Origin of the sequence: Luminiphilus sp. nBUS_16 (assembly GCF_051201645.1) — a bacterium.
In the GTDB taxonomy this organism is placed as follows: Bacteria; Pseudomonadota; Gammaproteobacteria; order Pseudomonadales; family Halieaceae; genus Luminiphilus.
On the sequence record NZ_CP179205.1, the window covers coordinates 642,796 to 660,250 of the forward strand.

The window sequence follows — 17,455 nt, forward strand, 5'->3', positions numbered from 1 at the left end:
AAAGACCAGAGGAAAGAGCAGTGGCGAAGGAAGCATTTGAGCGTTCGAAGCCCCACGTAAACGTGGGCACGATTGGACACGTAGACCACGGGAAAACGACGCTTACGGCGGCGCTGACGCGTGTGTGTTCAGAAGTATTTGGTGGAGAGGCGGTAGCGTTTGACGGTATTGATAACGCCCCGGAAGAGCGCGAGCGTGGTATCACGATTGCGACGTCTCACGTGGAGTATGAGTCGTTAGACCGTCACTACGCCCACGTTGACTGTCCCGGACACGCGGATTATGTGAAGAACATGATCACGGGTGCGGCGCAGATGGACGGCGCGATTTTGGTATGTGGCGCGACCGACGGTCCTATGCCCCAAACGCGTGAGCACATCCTGCTGTCACGTCAGGTTGGCGTTCCGTACATTGTTGTTTTCCTGAACAAAGCCGATTTGCTGGCGGAAGACTGTGGTGGCGTTGACTCTGAAGAATTTGAAGAGATGAAAGAGCTGGTAGAGATGGAGCTGCGTGAGCTGCTCGATACTTACGAGTTCCCGGGTGACGATACACCGATCATTTGTGGTTCAGCGCTGATGGCGTTGAACGGTGACGATGCGAACGGTTTGGGTACGACAGCGGTCAAGACCTTGGTTGAGACGTTGGATGCGTACATTCCTGAGCCTGAGCGTGCGATTGACCAGCCTTTCTTGATGCCGGTTGAGGACGTGTTCTCAATTTCAGGTCGTGGCACGGTTGTAACAGGTCGTGTTGAGCGCGGCATTGTTAAGGTCGGAGACGAGATCGAGATTATCGGTATTAAAGATACTCAGAAGTCGACGTGTACCGGTGTTGAGATGTTCCGCAAGTTGCTTGACGAAGGCCGTGCAGGCGAGAACGTTGGTGTTTTGTTGCGTGGTACTAAGCGTGATGACGTTGAGCGTGGTCAGGTACTGGCGATTCCAGGATCAGTAAAGCCCCACACCAAGTTTGAGGCAGAGGTTTATGTTTTGGGCAAGGATGAAGGCGGGCGTCACACGCCATTCTTCAAGGGCTACCGTCCGCAGTTTTACTTCCGTACGACGGATGTAACGGGTGCGTGTGAGTTGCCTGAAGGTATTGAGATGGTGATGCCGGGCGACAACATCCAGATGGTTGTGACATTGATTGCACCGATTGCGATGGAAGATGGCCTGCGTTTTGCGATCCGCGAGGGTGGCCGAACGGTTGGCGCTGGCGTCGTTGCTAAAATCATCGAATAAGCAAAAGCTCCGTAGCCATAAGAGCCCGCCTCATGGCGGGCTTTTTCGTGAGTGGACCGGAAAGCTAGGGCAATTGTTGGCGACAACTCGAGTTGGCCATCACTCCCTGAAATAGTGCCTGTGCCGGTGGCACCCGATAAGCTTTGGTTGGCACTGGCATCGCTAATGTTTTTACTAGGGTTGTACCGACTTCACGGAGGGCTGCGCCGGACTTAAGGCTTATCCTGATCCAGGGCATGTCCTCTTTGGTGGCGAGACGAGAGCTCTGTTGGGCGGGTGAAGGTCTGGAATCTAAAAAAAGGGCCTTGAGGGCCCGTTGGGCCACGCCTGCGCATCAGCGCAACCCGTGATCTAGATGCAAAGCGGTTTTTCAGTGCTTGTTCCGGTTGTGGGCGAAGTTTCGTCTGCCTAGCGTCAGCAAGTAGGTTTGGGCCAGCTTGTCTTCAGGGACGTGATCGCTACCAATCGGGCGTGTTGTTGGCCTCTGCGATCTGCTCATTGAGCGTAAAGAGGTCGTAAATTATTCCCAGCCCAAACACACCTACCGTGAATAAGTATAAAAAGCCGCTGAGTATTTTCCCTTGGTAAAAACGGTGGGCTCCAAAAATACCCAATAGCACTAGCAAGACCCAGGCTAAGTTGTAGTCTGTGGTTTTGGCGGGATATCGTTCGGAGGCATCCTCGACCATTGCAGGAATGAGAAAGAGGTCTACTAGCCAGCCCACCAGCAACAGGCCCATTGTTAGGGCCCAAATGGCGCCACTGATGGGCCGTCCGAGATAAAATCGATGCAAGCCAATAAAGCCAAAAATCCAGAAGAGGTAGGCTAATAACGTACTGCGGTCACCGAGGGCGGGTTGGCGCTGCATGACGGTCAGGCTCCTTAGTGTTGATGTGGCCCTTAGCTTGGCGGGCGGGTTCAGTGTGGCTTAAAGCAGAATTGGGGTCCCGTATCGGCCCATAAAGCCGTAATGTACTCCAATCCCAAACAAAGTGCCTTGCGCCCTGTTAGCGGTGAGTCGACTGTTTTAACGATATAGGACCCTCTGCTGACGCTTTTGGGTTGCCGCTTCGGGTTCTCATGCTGCTCAGGCACGAGCTGCTAGTGATACCGGTACCAAAAGCGGTGACCTGGGGAGTTAATTTCGGATCAGCGATACCGTATTGATCCGCGTTTTGTGACTTAATGCCCATCTGGGTGTTCCTTCCCTACGAAGGCAACATCGGAGTTGACAGCTGCCCATCCCAGCCCTATAGTTCGCCCTCTTTTTTTCGGCACCTCCATGCGAGGTGGCGGCTTTTTGGAGTTGTATTGTGCAGAACCAACGTATACGTATCCGCCTCAAGGCATTCGATCACAAGCTGATTGACACCTCGACTCAGGAAATCGTTGAGACCGCCCGTCGCACGGGTGCTCAGGTCCGAGGTCCTATTCCTTTACCGACAAAGAAAGAGAAGTTCACTATTTTGACTTCTCCTCACGTCAACAAGGACGCCAGAGACCAATACGAGATTCGTACACATAAGCGACTCCTTGACATCGTCGAGCCTACAGAGAAGACCGTAGACGCGTTGATGAAGCTTGACCTTGCCGCTGGTGTAGAAGTTCAGATCAGCCTAGGTTAAGTACAATTTAGCAAGACCTGCTCGGCTTGACCGGGCGTGTAACGTCTAGCGGAATGATCTGTTAGGCGGCCATAGAGGGTATAGCCCCGTACACTGTGAGGTTTAACATGACTATTGGCATAGTCGGCCGTAAGTCGGGAATGACGCGAGTTTTCACCGATGAGGGCGTATCAGTACCAGTGACCGTAGTGGAAGTGCTTCCAAACCGCGTTACTCAGATCAAAGAGCTCGAAACCGACGGTTATCGAGCAATTCAGGTAACAACGGGCGACCGCAAAGCCTCGAAAGTCAGCAAGCCAGCCGCTGGGCATTACGCCAAAGCCGGTACTGCTGCTGGAGATGGCCTTTGGGAGTTCCGACTTGAAGGTTCGGAAGAGGCTTTCGAGGTTGGATCAGAGTTGACTGTTGAGCGATTTGAGCAAGGTCAGATAGTTGACGTGGCAGGCCGTTCTAAAGGCAAGGGTTTCCAGGGTGCAGTTAAGCGCTGGAACTTTAGCATGCAGGACGCGACTCACGGCAACTCGCTGTCGCACAGAGCACCGGGTTCTATCGGTCAGTGTCAAACGCCAGGTCGTGTCTTCAAAGGCAAGAAAATGGCAGGGCATATGGGCGCAGAGCGTGTGACTACGCAGGGTCTAGAGGTTGTTCGGGTTGATTCCGAGCGTAACCTGTTGCTCATCAAGGGTGCAGTACCGGGTGCGCCGGGCGGTCATGTGATCGTTCGTCCAACGGTTAAAGGATAAGGGGCAGCGCTATGGAGTTGAATATAGTCAAGCCTGGCAACGCTGAAGCCGGAAAAGTCGCTGTCTCCGAGGCAACGTTTGCTCGTGAGTACAACGAAGCGCTGGTGCATCAGGTTGTTACCGCCTATTTGGCAGGTGGTCGACAGGGCACAAGAGCGCAGAAGACGCGTTCAGAAGTCGCTGGTGGTGGTAAGAAGCCTTGGCGTCAGAAAGGTACGGGCCGTGCGCGAGCCGGTACGATCCGATCTCCCATTTGGCGTTCCGGCGGCACGACGTTTGCAGCAAAGCCGCAGGATCATAGCCATAAGGTCAACAAAAAGATGTATCGCGCAGCAATGCGATCGATTCTCTCAGAGTTGGCTCGTACAGATAGGCTGGTGGTTGTCGAGTCCTTTGATATGGAGCAGCCCAAAACAAAGCTCCTTTTGGAGCAGCTCAAGGGCTTTGACCTAGAGAACGTGCTGATCGTAGGCAATACGGTCGACCAGAATTTGTATTTGGCGGCACGCAACCTTCATAAAGTCGAAGTGTGTGACGTCGACGCTGCTGACCCTGTCAGCCTTATCGCTTTCGATAAGGTCATGGTGACAGTCGATGCGGTCAAGAAGTTTGAGGAGGCCTTAGCATGAATCAAGAGCGCGTATTTCAGATTCTGATGGGCCCTCACATGTCTGAGAAGGCAGCGATGGTAGCCGAAAGTGGTAACCAGTACGTTTTTAAGGTTGCACTGGACGCCACGAAGATTGAGATCAAGGCCTCAGTTGAGCAGTTGTTCAATGTGCGCGTTGACAACGTTACCACACTGCGGGTCAAGGGCAAGAGCAAGCGTAATCGGTTCGGCATTAGCACCAAGTCGACCTGGAAAAAAGCTTACGTTCGTCTGGAGCAAGGTCAGGAAATCGACCTCGCTTCAATTAGTTAAGGGAACGGATTCGTTATGCCAGTCGTAAAGAGTAAACCAACCTCAGCGGGCCGCCGCCACCAGGTAAAGGTGGTGAACAAGGAGCTTCATAAAGGAAGTCCTTACGCGCCTTTGCTAGAGAAGAAGTCTAAAACCGGCGGAAGAAACAACGCGGGTCGAATTACAACGCGCCATATCGGTGGTGGCCACAAGCACCATTATCGCGTCATAGACTTTAAGCGGACCAAGGATGGGATTCCTGCGAAAGTTGAGCGTCTTGAGTACGATCCGAATCGCACAGCACACATCGCGTTAGTGCTATATGCCGATGGTGAGCGACGTTACATATTGGCACCAAAGGGTGTGAGTGCTGGCGACGTTTTGTATTCTGGTTCTGCGGCCCCCATCAAGGCTGGCAATTGTTTGCCAGTGCGAAATATACCTGTGGGTGCAGTAATCCACGCGATAGAGCTAAAGCCCGGCAAGGGTGCACAGCTGGCTCGATCAGCTGGCGCTTCTGTGCAATTGGTTGCTCGAGAGGGTCAATACGCCACTATCCGCCTGCGTTCAGGCGAGATGCGCAAGGTGCCGGTCGATTGTCGGGCCACTCTGGGCGAGGTCTCTAACTCAGAGCACAGCTTGCAGAAGTTAGGTAAGGCAGGAGCTGCGCGTTGGCGCGGTGTTCGTCCTACCGTTCGCGGTGTTGCTATGAACCCAGTCGATCACCCCCACGGTGGTGGTGAAGGTAGAACGTCAGGCGGCCGTCATCCGGTATCGCCATGGGGTATGCCGACTAAGGGATACAAGACCCGAAAGAACAAGCGTACTGATGGCTTCATTGTTCGCCGTCGGAACAAAAAGTAAGCGCTGAAGGAAAGAGGAAATATCTGTGCCACGTTCAGTTAAGAAAGGCCCGTTCATCGACCTACATCTTCTCAAGAAGGTAGAGGCCGCTGTCGAGAGCAACGACCGTCGCCCGATCAAGACTTGGTCCCGACGCTCAATGGTATCCCCCGATATGGTAGGGCTCACCATTGCTGTACATAACGGCCGTCAACATGTCCCCGTCTCGGTGAATGAGGACATGGTAGGCCACAAACTTGGTGAGTTCGCTGTGACCCGCACGTTTAAAGGGCACATCGTCGACAAGAAAGCCAAGCGTTAAGAGTTGCTGGAGATTAAATGATGGAAGTTGCAGCAAAGCTCAAAGGAGCACGCATCTCAGCGCAGAAAGCGCGCCTCGTCGCAGATGAGGTTCGCGGTATGCCCGTTGGTGAAGCCCTGAATCTGCTGGAATTCAGTAAAAAGAAAGCGGCCCATTTGGTGCGCAAGCTGCTGAACTCGGCGATCGCCAATGCTGAGAACAATGAAGGCGCAGATGTCGATGAGCTGCGCGTAGCGACCATTTTTGTTGATGAAGGCCTGACCATGAAGCGCATGCGACCACGCGCCAAGGGTCGTGGCGACCGAATATTAAAGCGCACTTGCCATATTACGGTGAAAGTCGCGGACAACGAGAGCTAAGGGGACCGACGCATGGGTCAGAAAGTACATCCAACCGGTATACGCCTTGGCATTGTCAAGGATCACAACTCGGTTTGGTATGCAGATAGCAAGGCTTACGCCAAGAACTTGATCAGTGATCTTGAGGTTCGAGATTACGTGCTTAAGAAGCTGGACGCCGCCTCAGTCAGTCGCGTCGTTATTGAGCGGCCTGCGCAGACTGCTCGTTTGACAATCCACACAGCGCGTCCTGGCATCGTGATCGGCAAGAAGGGCGAGGATGTAGAGAAGCTGCGTCGAGATCTCAGCGCGAAGATGGGTGTGCCAGTGCACATCAATATCGAAGAAATTCGCAAGCCTGACTTAGACGCTCGCTTAGTTGCACAAAACGTGGCTCAGCAGCTAGAGCGACGTGTCATGTTTCGCCGTGCTATGAAGCGCGTCGTGCAGAATGCCATGCGCCAGGGCGCGCAAGGTATCAAGGTTCAAGTCGGTGGCCGTCTCGGTGGTGCAGAAATTGCGCGTTCCGAATGGTACCGCGAAGGTCGGGTACCGCTGCACACATTGCGCGCCGACATTGATTACGCAACCTATGAAGCTCACACCACTTACGGCGTCATTGGCGTCAAGGTGTGGATCTTCAAGGGTGAAGTTATTGGTAGTGAAGACGAGGGCCAAGAGCCTCGTCGCTCATCGGCAAGTTGAGGCCGTAAGGGATCTGAATCATGCTTCAACCTAAACGAACAAAGTTCAGGAAAATGCACAAAGGCCGAAACCGTGGTCTCGCAGAGCGCGGGAGCAAGGTGAGTTTCGGTGAGTACGCATTGAAAGCCACGGGTCGTGGTCGTATCACTGCTCGCCAGATTGAAGCGGCGCGTCGTGCAATGACAAGGCACATTAAGCGTGGCGGAAAAATTTGGATTCGCGTTTTTCCCGATAAGCCAATTACCGGTAAGCCTCTCGAGGTTCGACAGGGTAAAGGTAAGGGTAACGTAGAGTATTGGGTAGCTCAGATCCAGCCGGGCCGCGTTCTCTACGAGGTAGAGGGTGTATCCGAGGAGTTGGCAAGGGAAGCGTTTCAATTGGCTGCCGCCAAACTCCCCATTCAAACCACATTCGTAAAACGGTCGGTGATGTGATGAAGGCGAGCGAACTGCGTGAGAAGTCAAGCGACGAGCTGGGTGCTGAATTGCTCAAGCTGCGTGAAGAGCAATTTAAGTTGCGTATGGCAATGAGCACTGGCCAGCTGGGTCAGTCCCATTTGCTGAAGCAAACCAAGAAAGATATTGCACGGGTGAAAACTGTGCTGAACCAGAAGGTGGAAGGCTAATGGAATCCACGGAGAAAAGAACGCGCGTACTTCAGGGTCGTGTTGTTAGTGACAAGATGAACAAAACCATCACGGTTTTGGTAGAGCGACGTGTAAAGCACCCTGTTGTGGGGAAGTTTATTACGCGTTCGTCCAAGGTTCATGCGCACGATGAAGATAATACTGCGGGCATGGGCGATCTCGTCACAGTTGCCGAGTCGCGTCCACTGTCCAAGACAAAGACTTGGACGTTGGTAGAGGTTGTGGAGGCAGCTACTCAAATCTGAGGATTTGGGGGGCGCCATTGGGAGTTAAGAGATGATTCAGACCCAGTCGTATTTGGAAGTTGCAGATAACAGTGGCGCTAGGCGCGTTATGTGCATCAAAGTTTTGGGCGGCTCCAAGCGTCGTTATGCTCGCGTGGGCGATTTGATCAAAGTCACCGTGAAGGAAGCAATTCCGCGCGGCAAGGTAAAGAAGGGTCAGGTCATGACTGCTGTCGTCGTGAGAACCCGTAAGGGCGTGCGCCGTCCAGACGGCTCCCTGATTAAGTTTGACGAAAATGCCGCGGTGATTCTGAACGCTCAGAATGCACCTATCGGTACACGCATTTTCGGCCCGGTTACGCGTGAGCTCCGTGGCGAGAAGTTCATGAAAATTATATCCCTTGCGCCCGAAGTGATTTGAGCAGAAGGCAGGGAGGAGCAGAGCAATGGCAAAGATTAAGCGAGACGACGAAGTGATCGTTTTGGCCGGCAAGGACAAAGGTAAGCGCGGAACAGTTCGCACTATCATTGATGACAAGCGAGTGTTGGTTGCTGGCGTCAACATGATTAAGAAGCACATGAAGCCAAACCCTCAAGCGGGCGTGGCAGGCGGTATTGTCGAGAAAGAGGCGCCCATCCAGGTGTCCAACATCGCGATATTTAATCCGACCACAAGCAAAGGTGACCGAGTGGGTTATCAGACGCTCGAGGACGGTAAGAAAGTACGAGTTTTTAAGTCAAATGGCGAACAGATTGACGCCTGACATTGGTCAGGTTCGATTGAGGTAGCAGAGAATGGCAAGCCTGAAGCAAAAGTTTCGTAGCGAGTTAGTGCCGCAGCTGAAAGAAGAGTTGGGTCTGACTAATACGATGGAAGTACCACGGATTACCAAGATCACCTTGAACATGGGTGTGGGGGAAGCCGTTGGAGACAAAAAAGTACTGGAAAACGCAGTTGCTGACATGCAAAAAATTGCAGGGCAGAAGCCAGTCGTCACCAAGTCTCGGAAGTCTATTGCGGGATTCAAAATTCGCGACGGATGGCCGATTGGGTGCAAGGTCACCTTACGTGACGAGCGTATGTATGAGTTCCTGGAGCGCCTTATCAGTATTGCTATTCCTCGAATCCGCGACTTTCGCGGCGTGAGCGGGAAGCAGTTTGATGGTCGAGGTAATTTTGCGATGGGCATTACCGAGCAAATTATCTTCCCAGAAATTAATTATGACCAAATTGACACGCTGCGCGGCATGGATATCACCATTGCAACTACAGCGTCCAATGACGATCAGGGCCGCGCACTATTGCGGGCTTTTAACTTCCCGTTTAAGAGCTGAGGGATAATCACATGGCTAAGAAGTCAATGATTGCACGCGAAGAGAAGCGAGCCCGAACAGTCGCTAAGTTTGCGGCGAAGCGCGCCCAACTGAAAGAGACCATCACCAATGTTGATGCCTCAGACGAAGAGCGTTGGGACGCACAGATTCAGCTGCAGAAGCTGCCTCGCAATGCTAGCCCAGTGCGCCAGCGACGACGCTGCCAGATTACTGGCCGGCCCCATGGCGTGTACCGAAAATTTGGTTTGTGCCGAAACAAGCTTCGCGAAGCGGCCATGCGCGGCGATGTGCCGGGCTTGGTTAAGTCGAGCTGGTGAGGGAGTAAATATCTTATGAGCATGCAAGATCCAATCAGCGACATGTTAACCCGCGTGCGCAATGCGCAAATGGCAGGTAAGAAAAGCGTAGAAATGCCCGGTTCTAAGGTCAAAGCCGCTTTGGCTAAGGTTTTAGAGGAGGAAGGCTACATTGGCCCCTTCGAGCTGGACTCCAGCAGTGGCAAGCCACGCCTTTCAATTGAGCTGCGTTATTTTGATGGCAAGCCGGTGATCGCTGAGATCCAACGTGTCAGCCGTCCATCATTGCGCCGTTATATGGGCAAGGATGATTTGAAGCCCGTTCGCGGTGGTCTTGGTGTTGCCATCATTTCTACGTCACGTGGCGTCATGACCGATCGGGCGGCACGTGCCGCTGGTGTCGGTGGTGAAGTCCTTTGCACCGTATTCTGATTCGAGCGATCGAGGGAGCAGACTGAATTATGTCACGAGTCGCTAATAACCCGGTAAGTCTACCAAAGGGCGTCGAAGTTAAAGTTGACGCAGGTAAGATTGCCGTCAAGGGAGGCAAGGGTGCCCTTGAAATGAATTTGGCTGATGGCCTGGACGTGGAAGTTACTGATGGTGAGGCCAAAGTCATTTTTGATTTTGATACCAACAGGACCATGGCAGGTACCACCAGGGCATTGTTGAACAATTTAGTGGTAGGCGTCAGCGAAGGTTGGGAGAAGAAGCTGGTTCTCAACGGCGTTGGTTATCGTGCTAAAGCATCCGGTAAGTCAGTGAATCTTACTATAGGGCTATCACACCCAGTGGATTATCAGCTTCCTGAGGGTATCTCAGCAGAGACGCCAACGCAGACTGAAATCGTGATTCGAGGCATGGATAAGCAGGCCGTGGGTCAAGCAGCCGCGGAAATCCGAAGCTTCCGGCCACCGGAACCTTACAAGGGCAAAGGCATTCGTTATGCGGACGAGCACGTCCGACGTAAAGAAGCCAAAAAGAAATAAGTAGGTAGGGCAATGAATCAGAAAAATGAATCACGTCTGCGGCGCGCTCGTCGGTCTCGTACCCGGATGCGAACAGCTGGAGCTATTAGGCTATCAGTACATCGCACACCTCGGCACATTTACGCTCAGGTGATTGGGGCTGAGGGAAATACGGTACTCGCAAGTGCCTCGACCCTTGATAAAGACCTGCGCAGCGGCGCCACGGGCAACGTGGATGCGGCAACGAAGGTCGGCGCACTGATTGCAGAGAGAGCGAAGGCTGCTGGTGTAACCGCAGTTTCTTTTGATCGTGGCGGATTCAAGTACCACGGACGGGTCAAGGCGTTGGCGGATGCTGCGCGCGAAGGCGGATTGGAGTTTTAAGCATGGCGTACAACGATCAGAAGGGGCGTGGCGGCGATCAGCGAACTGAGGGAGACCTTCAGGAGAAGCTGGTGCAGGTCAATCGAGTGGCAAAAACGGTAAAGGGCGGACGCATCATGAGCTTTACCGCGCTGACTGTTGTTGGCGACGGCAAGGGCCGTGTTGGTTATGGACGAGGCAAGGCGCGTGAAGTGCCAGTTGCTATCCAGAAGGCCATGGAATCGGCACGCCGTAACATGGTTAAGGTCGAGCTCGTTGACGGTACGCTTCAGTACCCTGTCAAAGCTAACCATGGTGCTTCTAAAGTTTATATGCAGCCTGCTTCTGAAGGTACCGGTGTCATTGCAGGTGGTGCTATGCGTGCAGTGCTCGAATTGGCAGGTGTACACAACGTGTTGGCGAAGTGCTACGGGTCTACCAACCCAGTAAACGTGGTTCGAGCAACTTATAAAGGCTTGCGCGACATGCAGTCACCCGATGCGGTGGCGGCGAGGCGTGGCAAGTCTGTTGAAGAAATTCTGAGCTGAGGCTAGGGATACCCATCATGAGCAAGCAAATGATTAAGGTCACCCAAGTGAAAAGTATTCACGGGCGCCTAAAGAAGCATAAGGCCTGTGTTGCAGGTTTGGGCCTTCGACGCATCGGTCACACCGTTGAGGTTGAGGATACGCCTTCGGTACGTGGAATGATTAACAAGGTGCACTACCTTGTGCGGGTTGAGGGTGAAAACCATGGCGGATGAAATGCGACTAAATTCTCTTAGCCCGGCTGAAGGGTCTAAACGTGCGGCGAAGCGCGTCGGTCGTGGCATAGGCTCGGGCACTGGTAAGACAGCCGGTCGGGGACACAAGGGTCTTAAGTCTCGCTCCGGCGGTTCTGTGAAGCCCGGCTTCGAAGGGGGCCAGATGCCCTTACAGAAGCGCTTGCCTAAGTACGGCTTCACCTCGCGGATTGGCCGCACAACGGCGCAGGTCCGATTGCACGAACTGAACCTGGTCGAAGGTGACGTCGTTGATCTCGCTGCACTGAAGAAGGCTGATTTGGTTAAAGAAGACGTTTTACGAGCCCGAGTGTTTCTCTCCGGAACCCTTGAGAAGGCCGTCAAAGTGCAGGGCCTAAAGGTAACTAAAGGCGCTTTGGAAGCGATTGAAGCTGCCGGCGGGAGCGTTGAGGCCTAATCATGGCTAACGGGATGCCATCAATGAATAACTCAGGCATGGGCGAACTCTTCGCTCGCCTGCGTTTTGTGTTGGTTGCGCTTATTATTTATCGCATCGGAACACACATTCCGGTCCCAGGCATTGATCCCGAGCAGTTGGCTGCGTTGTTTGACCAAAACCAGGGCACAATCCTGGGACTTGCCAACGTGTTTTCTGGTGGCGCGCTCGAGCGCATGAGTATTCTCGCTTTGGGGATTCTGCCCTACATATCAGCCTCGATTATTATGAACTTGATGAGTGCGGTTTCGCCTCAGCTTGAGCAAATTAAGAAAGAAGGCGAGGCAGGTCGCCGAAAAATATCTCAGTACACGCGATACCTGACGGTGGCACTAGCCTTAGTGCAGGCGACGGGTATGACGGTTGGTTTGGCGAATCAGGGCTTGGCTTTTGATACCTCTGTCAGCTTTTACGTTATCGCCATCACGTCTTTGGTAACGGGCGCAGTCTTTATGATGTGGCTGGGTGAGCAAATTACTGAAAGAGGTATTGGCAACGGTATCTCTCTCCTTATTTTCGCAGGCATCGCCGCTGGCTTGCCCTCAGCTGTAGGGCAGTCTCTTGAGCAAGCCAGGCAGGGCGAGCTCAATATTTTGGTGCTTTTAGCCATCGTGGCCCTCGCGGTAATTGTTATTTATTTGGTGGTCTTCATAGAGCGTGGACAGCGACGGGTTACCGTAAATTACGCGAAGCGTCAGCAGGGCCGTCAGTCCTTTCAGGCTCAGGCCTCGCACTTGCCGCTTAAGGTCAATATGTCGGGTGTGATCCCAGCGATTTTTGCCAGCTCAATTCTGTTGTTTCCTGCCTCAGTGGCGCAGTGGTTTGGCAGTGGTGACAGTGCTGATTGGCTGCAGGACTTGGCAGTAGCGATAGGCCCCGGGCAGCCGCTGAATATCATGTTGTTTACAGGGTTCATTATTTTCTTCTGTTTCTTTTACACAGCACTCATGTTCAATCCAGTTGAAGTTGCTGACAACTTAAAGCGGTCAGGTGCTTTTGTACCGGGTATTCGTCCCGGACAGCAAACCGCTAATTATATTGATGGTGTATTGACACGTCTCACGGTTTTCGGATCGGCCTATATCGCCTTAGTGTGTCTGCTACCCCAGTTTTTGGTCGTCATGTTTAATGTGCCTTTCTATTTGGGCGGGACATCCATGCTGATCGTTGTGGTCGTAGTGATGGACTTCATGGCCCAAATACAAAGTCATTTGATGTCACACCAGTATGAAGGTGTGATGAAAAAAGCGAATCTGTCTAACACCAGCCCTGCGGGCCGGTTGCGCTAGGTTTTAGGAGCAAGTCATGAAGGTAAGAGCTTCTGTCAAGAAGGTATGTCGTAACTGCAAGATAGTGCGACGTAACGGTGTGGTTCGAGTGATTTGCTCGAGCGATCCACGTCACAAGCAGCGACAGGGCTGAACCCCTTTGTTGTTTGAGTTAACAGTCAATAATCAGCAGTGCCCGAACCGACGGGCTTGCTACTGTACGTGCGTAGGCCTTTTGCCTCAGTCACGTCGTAACGTTTGGAGATAAATCGATGGCGCGACTCGCCGGTGTCAACATCCCCGACAATAAGCATGCATTGGTGTCACTGACCTACATCTACGGTGTAGGGCGTACTCAGGCAAAACGCTTATTAGATGCTACGGGCATCAATTACCAGACTAAGGTCGGTGAACTGAGTGAAGGCGAGCTAGATCAGCTTAGAGGCCTGCTCAGCGAGCTGACTGTTGAAGGCGATTTGCGCCGTGAAGTCTCAATGAACATTAAGCGCCTGATGGATTTGGGGTGTAACCGTGGTCTGCGTCATCGAAAAGGATTGCCGTTACGGGGTCAGCGAACGAAGACCAACGCTAGAACACGCAAGGGCCCACGAAAGCCCATTCGCAAGTAATTTAAATCCAATGTAGCTACATCCCAATTTGTAGCGTTGATATTGAAGTAGGGAAATTATGGCCAAGAATGCCAAGAACAGTAAGACAACCAAGCGGAAGATCACCAAACAAGTGGTCGACGGCGTCGCCCACGTGCATGCGTCTTTCAACAACACGATCGTGACTATTACCGACCGTCAGGGCAATACACTCAGCTGGGCAACAGCGGGGGGCTCCGGTTTTCGTGGCTCTAGGAAATCGACGCCATTTGCCGCTCAGGTAGCAGCAGAGCGTGCGGGAGAGTCCGCCAAAGAGTATGGATTGAAAAACCTTGATGTGCAGGTGAAAGGTCCTGGCCCCGGCCGTGAATCAGCGGTTAGAGCGCTAAATAGCTGTGGCTACAAGATTACTAACATTACCGATGTGACGCCCATTCCTCATAATGGTTGTCGCCCCCCAAAGAAGCGCCGCGTCTAAGACAGCGCGCACCGAGGATCTTTCAGAATGGCTCGATATATTGGACCCAAGTGCAAGCTCTCCCGTCGTGAGGGCACTGACTTACAACTCAAAAGTGGCGTTCGGTCGCTCGATAGCAAGTGCAAGGCAGAAACAGCGCCTGGTCAGCACGGTGCTAGGCGTGGTCGTCTCTCTGACTACGGTGTTCAGCTTCGTGAGAAGCAGAAGGTACGCCGCATTTACGGTGTGCTGGAGAAGCAGTTCCGTAATTACTACAAAGAGGCTGCAAGGCTCAAAGGCGCAACAGGCGAGAATCTGCTGCAGCTACTTGAAAGCCGGCTTGATAACGTTGTTTACCGAATGGGCTTTGGATCGACACGCGCAGAATCAAGGCAGTTGGTCTCCCACAAAGGTATTTTGGTCAATGGAACTGTTGTGAACATTCCTTCGTACCAAGTACGTCCGGGTGACGTGGTGTCAGTGCGCGAGAAGGCAAAGAAGCAGCTTCGTATTCAAGCCGCTATGTCGATCGCTGAACAGCGCGGCGAGCAGGTATGGATTGAAGTTAATTCAGAAAAACTCGAAGGGACCTTTAAGTCTAAGCCCGAGCGTCAGGATCTCCCGAGCGAGATAAACGAAAACCTGATCGTGGAGCTGTATTCGAAGTAACCCTGTGGGTTACTCGAGCTGCAGCCCTTCTTAACTACCAATAGCAGGTATCCTATGTCCACGAATGTGAATGAGTTTCTTACCCCCCGCGTCATCAAGGTCGATGAGAAGTCATCGACACGCGCGCAGGTAACCCTTGAGCCGCTCGAGCGTGGCTTCGGACACACCCTTGGTAATGCCCTACGACGCATTTTGCTGTCTTCTATGCCGGGCTGTGCGATTACCGAGGTGGAAATTGACGGTGTTCAACATGAATATTCTGCGGTTGAGGGTGCTCAAGAAGACGTTATTGAGATTCTGCTCAACCTTAAAGGTGTAGCACTGTCGATGACAGGGAAGGACGAGGCAGAGCTGTCTCTGGTAGCCAAGGGTCCCTGTACAGTGACAGCCGCTGAAATTCAAACAGATCACGACGTGCAAATTGGAAATCCTGATCACGTTATTTGTCACCTGACAGCCGATCAAGAATTGGTCATGCGTGTGGTTGTTGAGCGCGGTCGCGGCTACTCTCCTGCAGACTCTCGAATCAACCCCGAAGAGGAAACCCGTTCAATCGGTAAGCTTCAGCTGGATGCATCCTTTTCCCCTGTTCGACGTGTATCCTATGTGGTCGATTCGGCGCGAGTTGAACAGCGCACCGACCTCGATAAGCTTATTATCGATTTAGAAACCAACGGAACTATTGATCCTGAGGAAGCTATTCGACGTGCGGCGACCATATTGCAGCAGCAGCTGCTGGTATTTGTCGACCTCGAGAGCGAGGCGCAAGCCACCGCGCAAGAAGCTGATGACGAAGTCGATCCGATCTTGCTACGTCCTGTTGATGATCTTGAGTTAACAGTACGATCAGCTAACTGTCTGAAAGCTGAAAACATTTATTACATTGGTGATCTTGTGCAGCGCACTGAAGTAGAGCTGCTTAAAACACCAAATCTCGGCAAGAAGTCTTTGACTGAGATTAAAGACGTCTTGGCTTCGCGAGGCTTGTCACTGGGTATGCGGTTGGAAAACTGGCCGCCTGCTAGCTTGCGTAACGATGAGCGTTTGTTGAGCGTTTAGTCACTTATTAGGTAACTGGTCCCGAATTAGGGATCTTATGGAAGGAAAAAGACAATGCGTCATCGTCATAGCGGTCGACAGCTAAATCGTAACAGCTCCCATCGCAAAGCTATGTTTCGCAACATGGCAGTGTCACTCGTGGAGCACGAGCTGATTAAGACAACGGTACCCAAGGCCAAAGAGTTGCGCGGCTATGCGGAGCCTTTGATTACACTGGCTAAGACTGACAGTGTGGCCAATCGTAGGTTGGCATTTGATCGTACTCGCAGTAAAGAAGCGGTCGGCAAGCTTTTTGACGAGCTAGGCCCGCGTTATGCAGAGCGTCCCGGAGGCTACATCCGTATCTTAAAGTGCGGGTTCCGTACTGGAGACAAGGCACCGATGGCCTATGTTGAGTTGGTTGATCGCCCTGAGCCTGAAGAGGTTGAAGAAGTGATTGAGGGTGAAGACGAGGAGTAAGCTCACGTCTAAACCGTTAAGACTTGTAGGAAGCCCCGATGCCTTTGGTATTGGGGTTTTTTTTTGCCGTGCCTTGGGTGTATCGTTTCTCAGAGTTGCCCGGTGCTCTTGAGCGGTTCAAACTGACCAAGCCCTGCGTCAGTGGTTGCTGACTGAGCTGGTCTGTGGAGGGGCGGTTGCGGGTGTTTAATCTGAACGATTATTCGGAGGTGTCGTGGGCATGAAGTGGGTTTCTGTCTTTGTTCTATGCGGCGTATTGTTGGGTTGCAGTGACTCCATCAAGCCCACTGCAGAGATATTGGGGGTAAAGGTGGGCTCAGCGGTGAGTGATCAAGACACCGCGGCTGTTACTGGGCCTTTGCGCTTGTTCATTTTTGATTGTGGCCGAATCCGCTTCGAATCAGTGGCTGGTTTTGGTCTTTCTGAGGGTGATACCGCAACTCGTGAGTTGGTGGCGCCCTGCTACATTATTGATCACCCTAAAGGACAGTTGCTTTGGGACGCGGGACTGCCCTCAGACGTTGCGAAAAGTATTGGCTGGGTCAGTCGTGGTGAAGGAGTCGACGTTGCTTTAGATAAAACCCTGGCTAAGCAGCTCAAGGAAATGGCTCTGGGCTTTGACCTCGACGCTCTTGAGTTTATAGCGTTCTCCCATATTCACTGGGATCACGTAGGAGCCGCCAATGACGTTTCTAACGGTCAATGGTTAGTGCAGGAAGGCGATTACAGGGCTTTTTTGGACCCTACTGGCGCCGCAGTGCCCGCCGTCGATCCGACACTATTAGTGGCAATGGAAGCGAGACCTGTCCGAGTGCTAACAGGGGATCATGATGTGTTTGGGGATGGGCGGGTAAAGCTTGTCGCCGCCTATGGCCACACTCCGGGTCATCAGGTGCTCTATGTGGATTTGGCGAATTTTGGCCCCGTCGTGTTATCCGGTGATCTTTATCATTTTCCCGTGAGTAGAGCTAACCGTGTGGTTCCCCTGTTTAACGTTGATAAAGCGGCAACCTTGGCTGCGATGGATCGTGTTGAGGCTGTGGTGAGTGAGACCGAAGCTGACTTTTGGATACAGCATGATTTAGAACATTTCCTCAGCCAAAAAAAAGCGCCGGAGTTTTATCAGTAATTGGCACTGTCACA

At 52.6% G+C, this 17,455-nt stretch carries 31 protein-coding genes; 30 read left to right on the forward strand and 1 reads right to left on the reverse strand.

The features are described from left to right. Positions 1 to 20: 20 nt before the first annotated feature. Entirely contained in the window at positions 21 to 1,244 is a 1,224-nt protein-coding gene (tuf, locus tag ACMAY6_RS02865; RefSeq protein ID WP_435214265.1) for an elongation factor Tu, read from the forward strand. 458 nt (positions 1,245 to 1,702) lie between these two features. Here tuf and ACMAY6_RS02870 read toward each other — a convergent pair whose 3' ends face one another. Next, on the reverse strand, positions 1,703 to 2,113 hold the full coding sequence (locus ACMAY6_RS02870; RefSeq protein ID WP_435214280.1) for an NINE protein: 411 nt from the start codon (positions 2,111 to 2,113) through the stop codon (positions 1,703 to 1,705). A 445-nt stretch (positions 2,114 to 2,558) separates the two neighbouring features. Here ACMAY6_RS02870 and rpsJ point away from each other — a divergent pair, with 445 nt between their 5' ends. The 29 genes from rpsJ to ACMAY6_RS03015 all read left to right on the forward strand — a co-directional run bounded on the left by rpsJ (position 2,559) and on the right by ACMAY6_RS03015 (position 17,441). Beyond that, entirely contained in the window at positions 2,559 to 2,870 is a 312-nt protein-coding gene (gene rpsJ / locus ACMAY6_RS02875) for a 30S ribosomal protein S10 (RefSeq protein ID WP_007233533.1), read from the forward strand. Positions 2,871 to 2,977: 107 nt separating this feature from the next. Then, positions 2,978 to 3,613 carry a 50S ribosomal protein L3 gene (gene rplC, locus ACMAY6_RS02880; RefSeq protein WP_435214282.1) on the forward strand — a complete coding sequence of 212 codons (636 nt, stop codon included), beginning with the start codon at positions 2,978 to 2,980 and terminating at the stop codon, positions 3,611 to 3,613. 11 nt (positions 3,614 to 3,624) lie between these two features. Next, a complete protein-coding gene (gene rplD / locus ACMAY6_RS02885) occupies positions 3,625 to 4,242 on the forward strand; it encodes a 50S ribosomal protein L4 (protein WP_435214284.1) in 618 nt (205 codons plus the stop codon). Beyond that, entirely contained in the window at positions 4,239 to 4,535 is a 297-nt protein-coding gene (rplW, locus tag ACMAY6_RS02890; RefSeq protein WP_435214285.1) for a 50S ribosomal protein L23, read from the forward strand. Before rplD ends, rplW begins: the two co-directional genes overlap by 4 nt. Before the next feature lie 15 nt (positions 4,536 to 4,550). Next, positions 4,551 to 5,378, forward strand: coding sequence for a 50S ribosomal protein L2 (rplB, locus tag ACMAY6_RS02895; RefSeq protein ID WP_435214287.1), 828 nt, complete (start codon positions 4,551 to 4,553; stop codon positions 5,376 to 5,378). Positions 5,379 to 5,403: 25 nt separating this feature from the next. Beyond that, entirely contained in the window at positions 5,404 to 5,679 is a 276-nt protein-coding gene (rpsS, locus tag ACMAY6_RS02900) for a 30S ribosomal protein S19 (RefSeq protein ID WP_007233538.1), read from the forward strand. A 20-nt stretch (positions 5,680 to 5,699) separates the two neighbouring features. Further along, on the forward strand, positions 5,700 to 6,038 hold the full coding sequence (gene rplV / locus ACMAY6_RS02905; protein ID WP_007233539.1) for a 50S ribosomal protein L22: 339 nt from the start codon (positions 5,700 to 5,702) through the stop codon (positions 6,036 to 6,038). A 12-nt stretch (positions 6,039 to 6,050) separates the two neighbouring features. Next, a complete protein-coding gene (gene rpsC / locus ACMAY6_RS02910; protein WP_007233540.1) occupies positions 6,051 to 6,722 on the forward strand; it encodes a 30S ribosomal protein S3 in 672 nt (223 codons plus the stop codon). A 20-nt stretch (positions 6,723 to 6,742) separates the two neighbouring features. Then, the gene (rplP, locus tag ACMAY6_RS02915; RefSeq protein ID WP_007233541.1) at positions 6,743 to 7,156 is read left to right on the forward strand and encodes a 50S ribosomal protein L16; all 414 of its coding nucleotides are present in this window, start codon (positions 6,743 to 6,745) and stop codon (positions 7,154 to 7,156) included. Further along, entirely contained in the window at positions 7,156 to 7,347 is a 192-nt protein-coding gene (rpmC, locus tag ACMAY6_RS02920; RefSeq protein WP_435214289.1) for a 50S ribosomal protein L29, read from the forward strand. Before rplP ends, rpmC begins: the two co-directional genes overlap by 1 nt. After that, positions 7,347 to 7,613 (forward strand): 30S ribosomal protein S17, encoded by a 267-nt coding sequence (rpsQ, locus tag ACMAY6_RS02925; RefSeq protein WP_435214291.1) that lies wholly within the window; start codon positions 7,347 to 7,349, stop codon positions 7,611 to 7,613. Before rpmC ends, rpsQ begins: the two co-directional genes overlap by 1 nt. A 31-nt stretch (positions 7,614 to 7,644) precedes the next feature. Beyond that, the gene (gene rplN / locus ACMAY6_RS02930; RefSeq protein WP_007233544.1) at positions 7,645 to 8,013 is read left to right on the forward strand and encodes a 50S ribosomal protein L14; all 369 of its coding nucleotides are present in this window, start codon (positions 7,645 to 7,647) and stop codon (positions 8,011 to 8,013) included. Between the two features lie 25 nt (positions 8,014 to 8,038). Next, positions 8,039 to 8,356, forward strand: a complete 318-nt coding sequence (gene rplX, locus ACMAY6_RS02935) for a 50S ribosomal protein L24 (protein ID WP_435214294.1) — start codon at positions 8,039 to 8,041, stop codon at positions 8,354 to 8,356. Positions 8,357 to 8,387: 31 nt separating this feature from the next. Next, the gene (gene rplE, locus ACMAY6_RS02940; protein ID WP_435214296.1) at positions 8,388 to 8,927 is read left to right on the forward strand and encodes a 50S ribosomal protein L5; all 540 of its coding nucleotides are present in this window, start codon (positions 8,388 to 8,390) and stop codon (positions 8,925 to 8,927) included. Positions 8,928 to 8,938: 11 nt separating this feature from the next. Then, the gene (gene rpsN, locus ACMAY6_RS02945) at positions 8,939 to 9,244 is read left to right on the forward strand and encodes a 30S ribosomal protein S14 (RefSeq protein WP_435214297.1); all 306 of its coding nucleotides are present in this window, start codon (positions 8,939 to 8,941) and stop codon (positions 9,242 to 9,244) included. Positions 9,245 to 9,259: 15 nt separating this feature from the next. Continuing rightward, positions 9,260 to 9,655 (forward strand): 30S ribosomal protein S8, encoded by a 396-nt coding sequence (rpsH, locus tag ACMAY6_RS02950; protein WP_435214299.1) that lies wholly within the window; start codon positions 9,260 to 9,262, stop codon positions 9,653 to 9,655. Between the two features lie 29 nt (positions 9,656 to 9,684). Beyond that, positions 9,685 to 10,212 carry a 50S ribosomal protein L6 gene (rplF, locus tag ACMAY6_RS02955; RefSeq protein ID WP_435214301.1) on the forward strand — a complete coding sequence of 176 codons (528 nt, stop codon included), beginning with the start codon at positions 9,685 to 9,687 and terminating at the stop codon, positions 10,210 to 10,212. A gap of 12 nt (positions 10,213 to 10,224) precedes the next feature. Further along, positions 10,225 to 10,575 carry a 50S ribosomal protein L18 gene (rplR, locus tag ACMAY6_RS02960; protein WP_435214303.1) on the forward strand — a complete coding sequence of 117 codons (351 nt, stop codon included), beginning with the start codon at positions 10,225 to 10,227 and terminating at the stop codon, positions 10,573 to 10,575. Between the two features lie 2 nt (positions 10,576 to 10,577). Further along, the gene (gene rpsE / locus ACMAY6_RS02965; protein WP_435214304.1) at positions 10,578 to 11,102 is read left to right on the forward strand and encodes a 30S ribosomal protein S5; all 525 of its coding nucleotides are present in this window, start codon (positions 10,578 to 10,580) and stop codon (positions 11,100 to 11,102) included. 17 nt (positions 11,103 to 11,119) lie between these two features. After that, entirely contained in the window at positions 11,120 to 11,317 is a 198-nt protein-coding gene (gene rpmD / locus ACMAY6_RS02970) for a 50S ribosomal protein L30 (RefSeq protein WP_435214306.1), read from the forward strand. A gap of 1 nt (position 11,318) precedes the next feature. Continuing rightward, positions 11,319 to 11,753, forward strand: coding sequence for a 50S ribosomal protein L15 (gene rplO, locus ACMAY6_RS02975; protein WP_435214307.1), 435 nt, complete (start codon positions 11,319 to 11,321; stop codon positions 11,751 to 11,753). Positions 11,754 to 11,755: 2 nt separating this feature from the next. Further along, positions 11,756 to 13,081 carry a preprotein translocase subunit SecY gene (gene secY, locus ACMAY6_RS02980; RefSeq protein WP_435214309.1) on the forward strand — a complete coding sequence of 442 codons (1,326 nt, stop codon included), beginning with the start codon at positions 11,756 to 11,758 and terminating at the stop codon, positions 13,079 to 13,081. Positions 13,082 to 13,097: 16 nt separating this feature from the next. Next, the gene (gene rpmJ, locus ACMAY6_RS02985) at positions 13,098 to 13,214 is read left to right on the forward strand and encodes a 50S ribosomal protein L36 (RefSeq protein WP_081443920.1); all 117 of its coding nucleotides are present in this window, start codon (positions 13,098 to 13,100) and stop codon (positions 13,212 to 13,214) included. A gap of 118 nt (positions 13,215 to 13,332) precedes the next feature. Next, a complete protein-coding gene (rpsM, locus tag ACMAY6_RS02990; RefSeq protein ID WP_435214310.1) occupies positions 13,333 to 13,689 on the forward strand; it encodes a 30S ribosomal protein S13 in 357 nt (118 codons plus the stop codon). 58 nt (positions 13,690 to 13,747) lie between these two features. Further along, positions 13,748 to 14,146, forward strand: a complete 399-nt coding sequence (rpsK, locus tag ACMAY6_RS02995) for a 30S ribosomal protein S11 (protein ID WP_435214311.1) — start codon at positions 13,748 to 13,750, stop codon at positions 14,144 to 14,146. Between the two features lie 27 nt (positions 14,147 to 14,173). Beyond that, a complete protein-coding gene (gene rpsD / locus ACMAY6_RS03000) occupies positions 14,174 to 14,794 on the forward strand; it encodes a 30S ribosomal protein S4 (protein ID WP_435214312.1) in 621 nt (206 codons plus the stop codon). 54 nt (positions 14,795 to 14,848) lie between these two features. After that, positions 14,849 to 15,853 (forward strand): DNA-directed RNA polymerase subunit alpha, encoded by a 1,005-nt coding sequence (locus tag ACMAY6_RS03005; RefSeq protein ID WP_435214313.1) that lies wholly within the window; start codon positions 14,849 to 14,851, stop codon positions 15,851 to 15,853. 54 nt (positions 15,854 to 15,907) lie between these two features. After that, a complete protein-coding gene (gene rplQ / locus ACMAY6_RS03010; protein WP_007233559.1) occupies positions 15,908 to 16,312 on the forward strand; it encodes a 50S ribosomal protein L17 in 405 nt (134 codons plus the stop codon). Positions 16,313 to 16,532: 220 nt separating this feature from the next. Beyond that, the gene (locus ACMAY6_RS03015) at positions 16,533 to 17,441 is read left to right on the forward strand and encodes an N-acyl homoserine lactonase family protein (RefSeq protein ID WP_435214315.1); all 909 of its coding nucleotides are present in this window, start codon (positions 16,533 to 16,535) and stop codon (positions 17,439 to 17,441) included. Positions 17,442 to 17,455: the final 14 nt, after the last annotated feature.

What these genes read in the sequence shown, in the direction of transcription:
- ACMAY6_RS02870 (WP_435214280.1), bottom strand. Translation starts at nt 2,113, where the DNA reads ATGCAGCGCCAACCCGCCCTCGGTGACCGCAGTACGTTATTAGCCTAC.
- rplC (WP_435214282.1), top strand. Translation starts at nt 2,978, where the DNA reads ATGACTATTGGCATAGTCGGCCGTAAGTCGGGAATGACGCGAGTTTTC.
- rplD (WP_435214284.1), top strand. Translation starts at nt 3,625, where the DNA reads ATGGAGTTGAATATAGTCAAGCCTGGCAACGCTGAAGCCGGAAAAGTC.
- rplW (WP_435214285.1), top strand. Translation starts at nt 4,239, where the DNA reads ATGAATCAAGAGCGCGTATTTCAGATTCTGATGGGCCCTCACATGTCT.
- rplB (WP_435214287.1), top strand. Translation starts at nt 4,551, where the DNA reads ATGCCAGTCGTAAAGAGTAAACCAACCTCAGCGGGCCGCCGCCACCAG.
- rplV (WP_007233539.1), top strand. Translation starts at nt 5,700, where the DNA reads ATGGAAGTTGCAGCAAAGCTCAAAGGAGCACGCATCTCAGCGCAGAAA.
- rpsC (WP_007233540.1), top strand. Translation starts at nt 6,051, where the DNA reads ATGGGTCAGAAAGTACATCCAACCGGTATACGCCTTGGCATTGTCAAG.
- rplP (WP_007233541.1), top strand. Translation starts at nt 6,743, where the DNA reads ATGCTTCAACCTAAACGAACAAAGTTCAGGAAAATGCACAAAGGCCGA.
- rpmC (WP_435214289.1), top strand. Translation starts at nt 7,156, where the DNA reads ATGAAGGCGAGCGAACTGCGTGAGAAGTCAAGCGACGAGCTGGGTGCT.
- rpsQ (WP_435214291.1), top strand. Translation starts at nt 7,347, where the DNA reads ATGGAATCCACGGAGAAAAGAACGCGCGTACTTCAGGGTCGTGTTGTT.
- rplN (WP_007233544.1), top strand. Translation starts at nt 7,645, where the DNA reads ATGATTCAGACCCAGTCGTATTTGGAAGTTGCAGATAACAGTGGCGCT.
- rplX (WP_435214294.1), top strand. Translation starts at nt 8,039, where the DNA reads ATGGCAAAGATTAAGCGAGACGACGAAGTGATCGTTTTGGCCGGCAAG.
- rplE (WP_435214296.1), top strand. Translation starts at nt 8,388, where the DNA reads ATGGCAAGCCTGAAGCAAAAGTTTCGTAGCGAGTTAGTGCCGCAGCTG.
- rpsN (WP_435214297.1), top strand. Translation starts at nt 8,939, where the DNA reads ATGGCTAAGAAGTCAATGATTGCACGCGAAGAGAAGCGAGCCCGAACA.
- rpsH (WP_435214299.1), top strand. Translation starts at nt 9,260, where the DNA reads ATGAGCATGCAAGATCCAATCAGCGACATGTTAACCCGCGTGCGCAAT.
- rplF (WP_435214301.1), top strand. Translation starts at nt 9,685, where the DNA reads ATGTCACGAGTCGCTAATAACCCGGTAAGTCTACCAAAGGGCGTCGAA.
- rplR (WP_435214303.1), top strand. Translation starts at nt 10,225, where the DNA reads ATGAATCAGAAAAATGAATCACGTCTGCGGCGCGCTCGTCGGTCTCGT.
- rpsE (WP_435214304.1), top strand. Translation starts at nt 10,578, where the DNA reads ATGGCGTACAACGATCAGAAGGGGCGTGGCGGCGATCAGCGAACTGAG.
- rpmD (WP_435214306.1), top strand. Translation starts at nt 11,120, where the DNA reads ATGAGCAAGCAAATGATTAAGGTCACCCAAGTGAAAAGTATTCACGGG.
- rplO (WP_435214307.1), top strand. Translation starts at nt 11,319, where the DNA reads ATGCGACTAAATTCTCTTAGCCCGGCTGAAGGGTCTAAACGTGCGGCG.
- secY (WP_435214309.1), top strand. Translation starts at nt 11,756, where the DNA reads ATGGCTAACGGGATGCCATCAATGAATAACTCAGGCATGGGCGAACTC.
- rpmJ (WP_081443920.1), top strand. Translation starts at nt 13,098, where the DNA reads ATGAAGGTAAGAGCTTCTGTCAAGAAGGTATGTCGTAACTGCAAGATA.
- rpsM (WP_435214310.1), top strand. Translation starts at nt 13,333, where the DNA reads ATGGCGCGACTCGCCGGTGTCAACATCCCCGACAATAAGCATGCATTG.
- rpsK (WP_435214311.1), top strand. Translation starts at nt 13,748, where the DNA reads ATGGCCAAGAATGCCAAGAACAGTAAGACAACCAAGCGGAAGATCACC.
- rpsD (WP_435214312.1), top strand. Translation starts at nt 14,174, where the DNA reads ATGGCTCGATATATTGGACCCAAGTGCAAGCTCTCCCGTCGTGAGGGC.
- ACMAY6_RS03005 (WP_435214313.1), top strand. Translation starts at nt 14,849, where the DNA reads ATGTCCACGAATGTGAATGAGTTTCTTACCCCCCGCGTCATCAAGGTC.
- rplQ (WP_007233559.1), top strand. Translation starts at nt 15,908, where the DNA reads ATGCGTCATCGTCATAGCGGTCGACAGCTAAATCGTAACAGCTCCCAT.
- ACMAY6_RS03015 (WP_435214315.1), top strand. Translation starts at nt 16,533, where the DNA reads ATGAAGTGGGTTTCTGTCTTTGTTCTATGCGGCGTATTGTTGGGTTGC.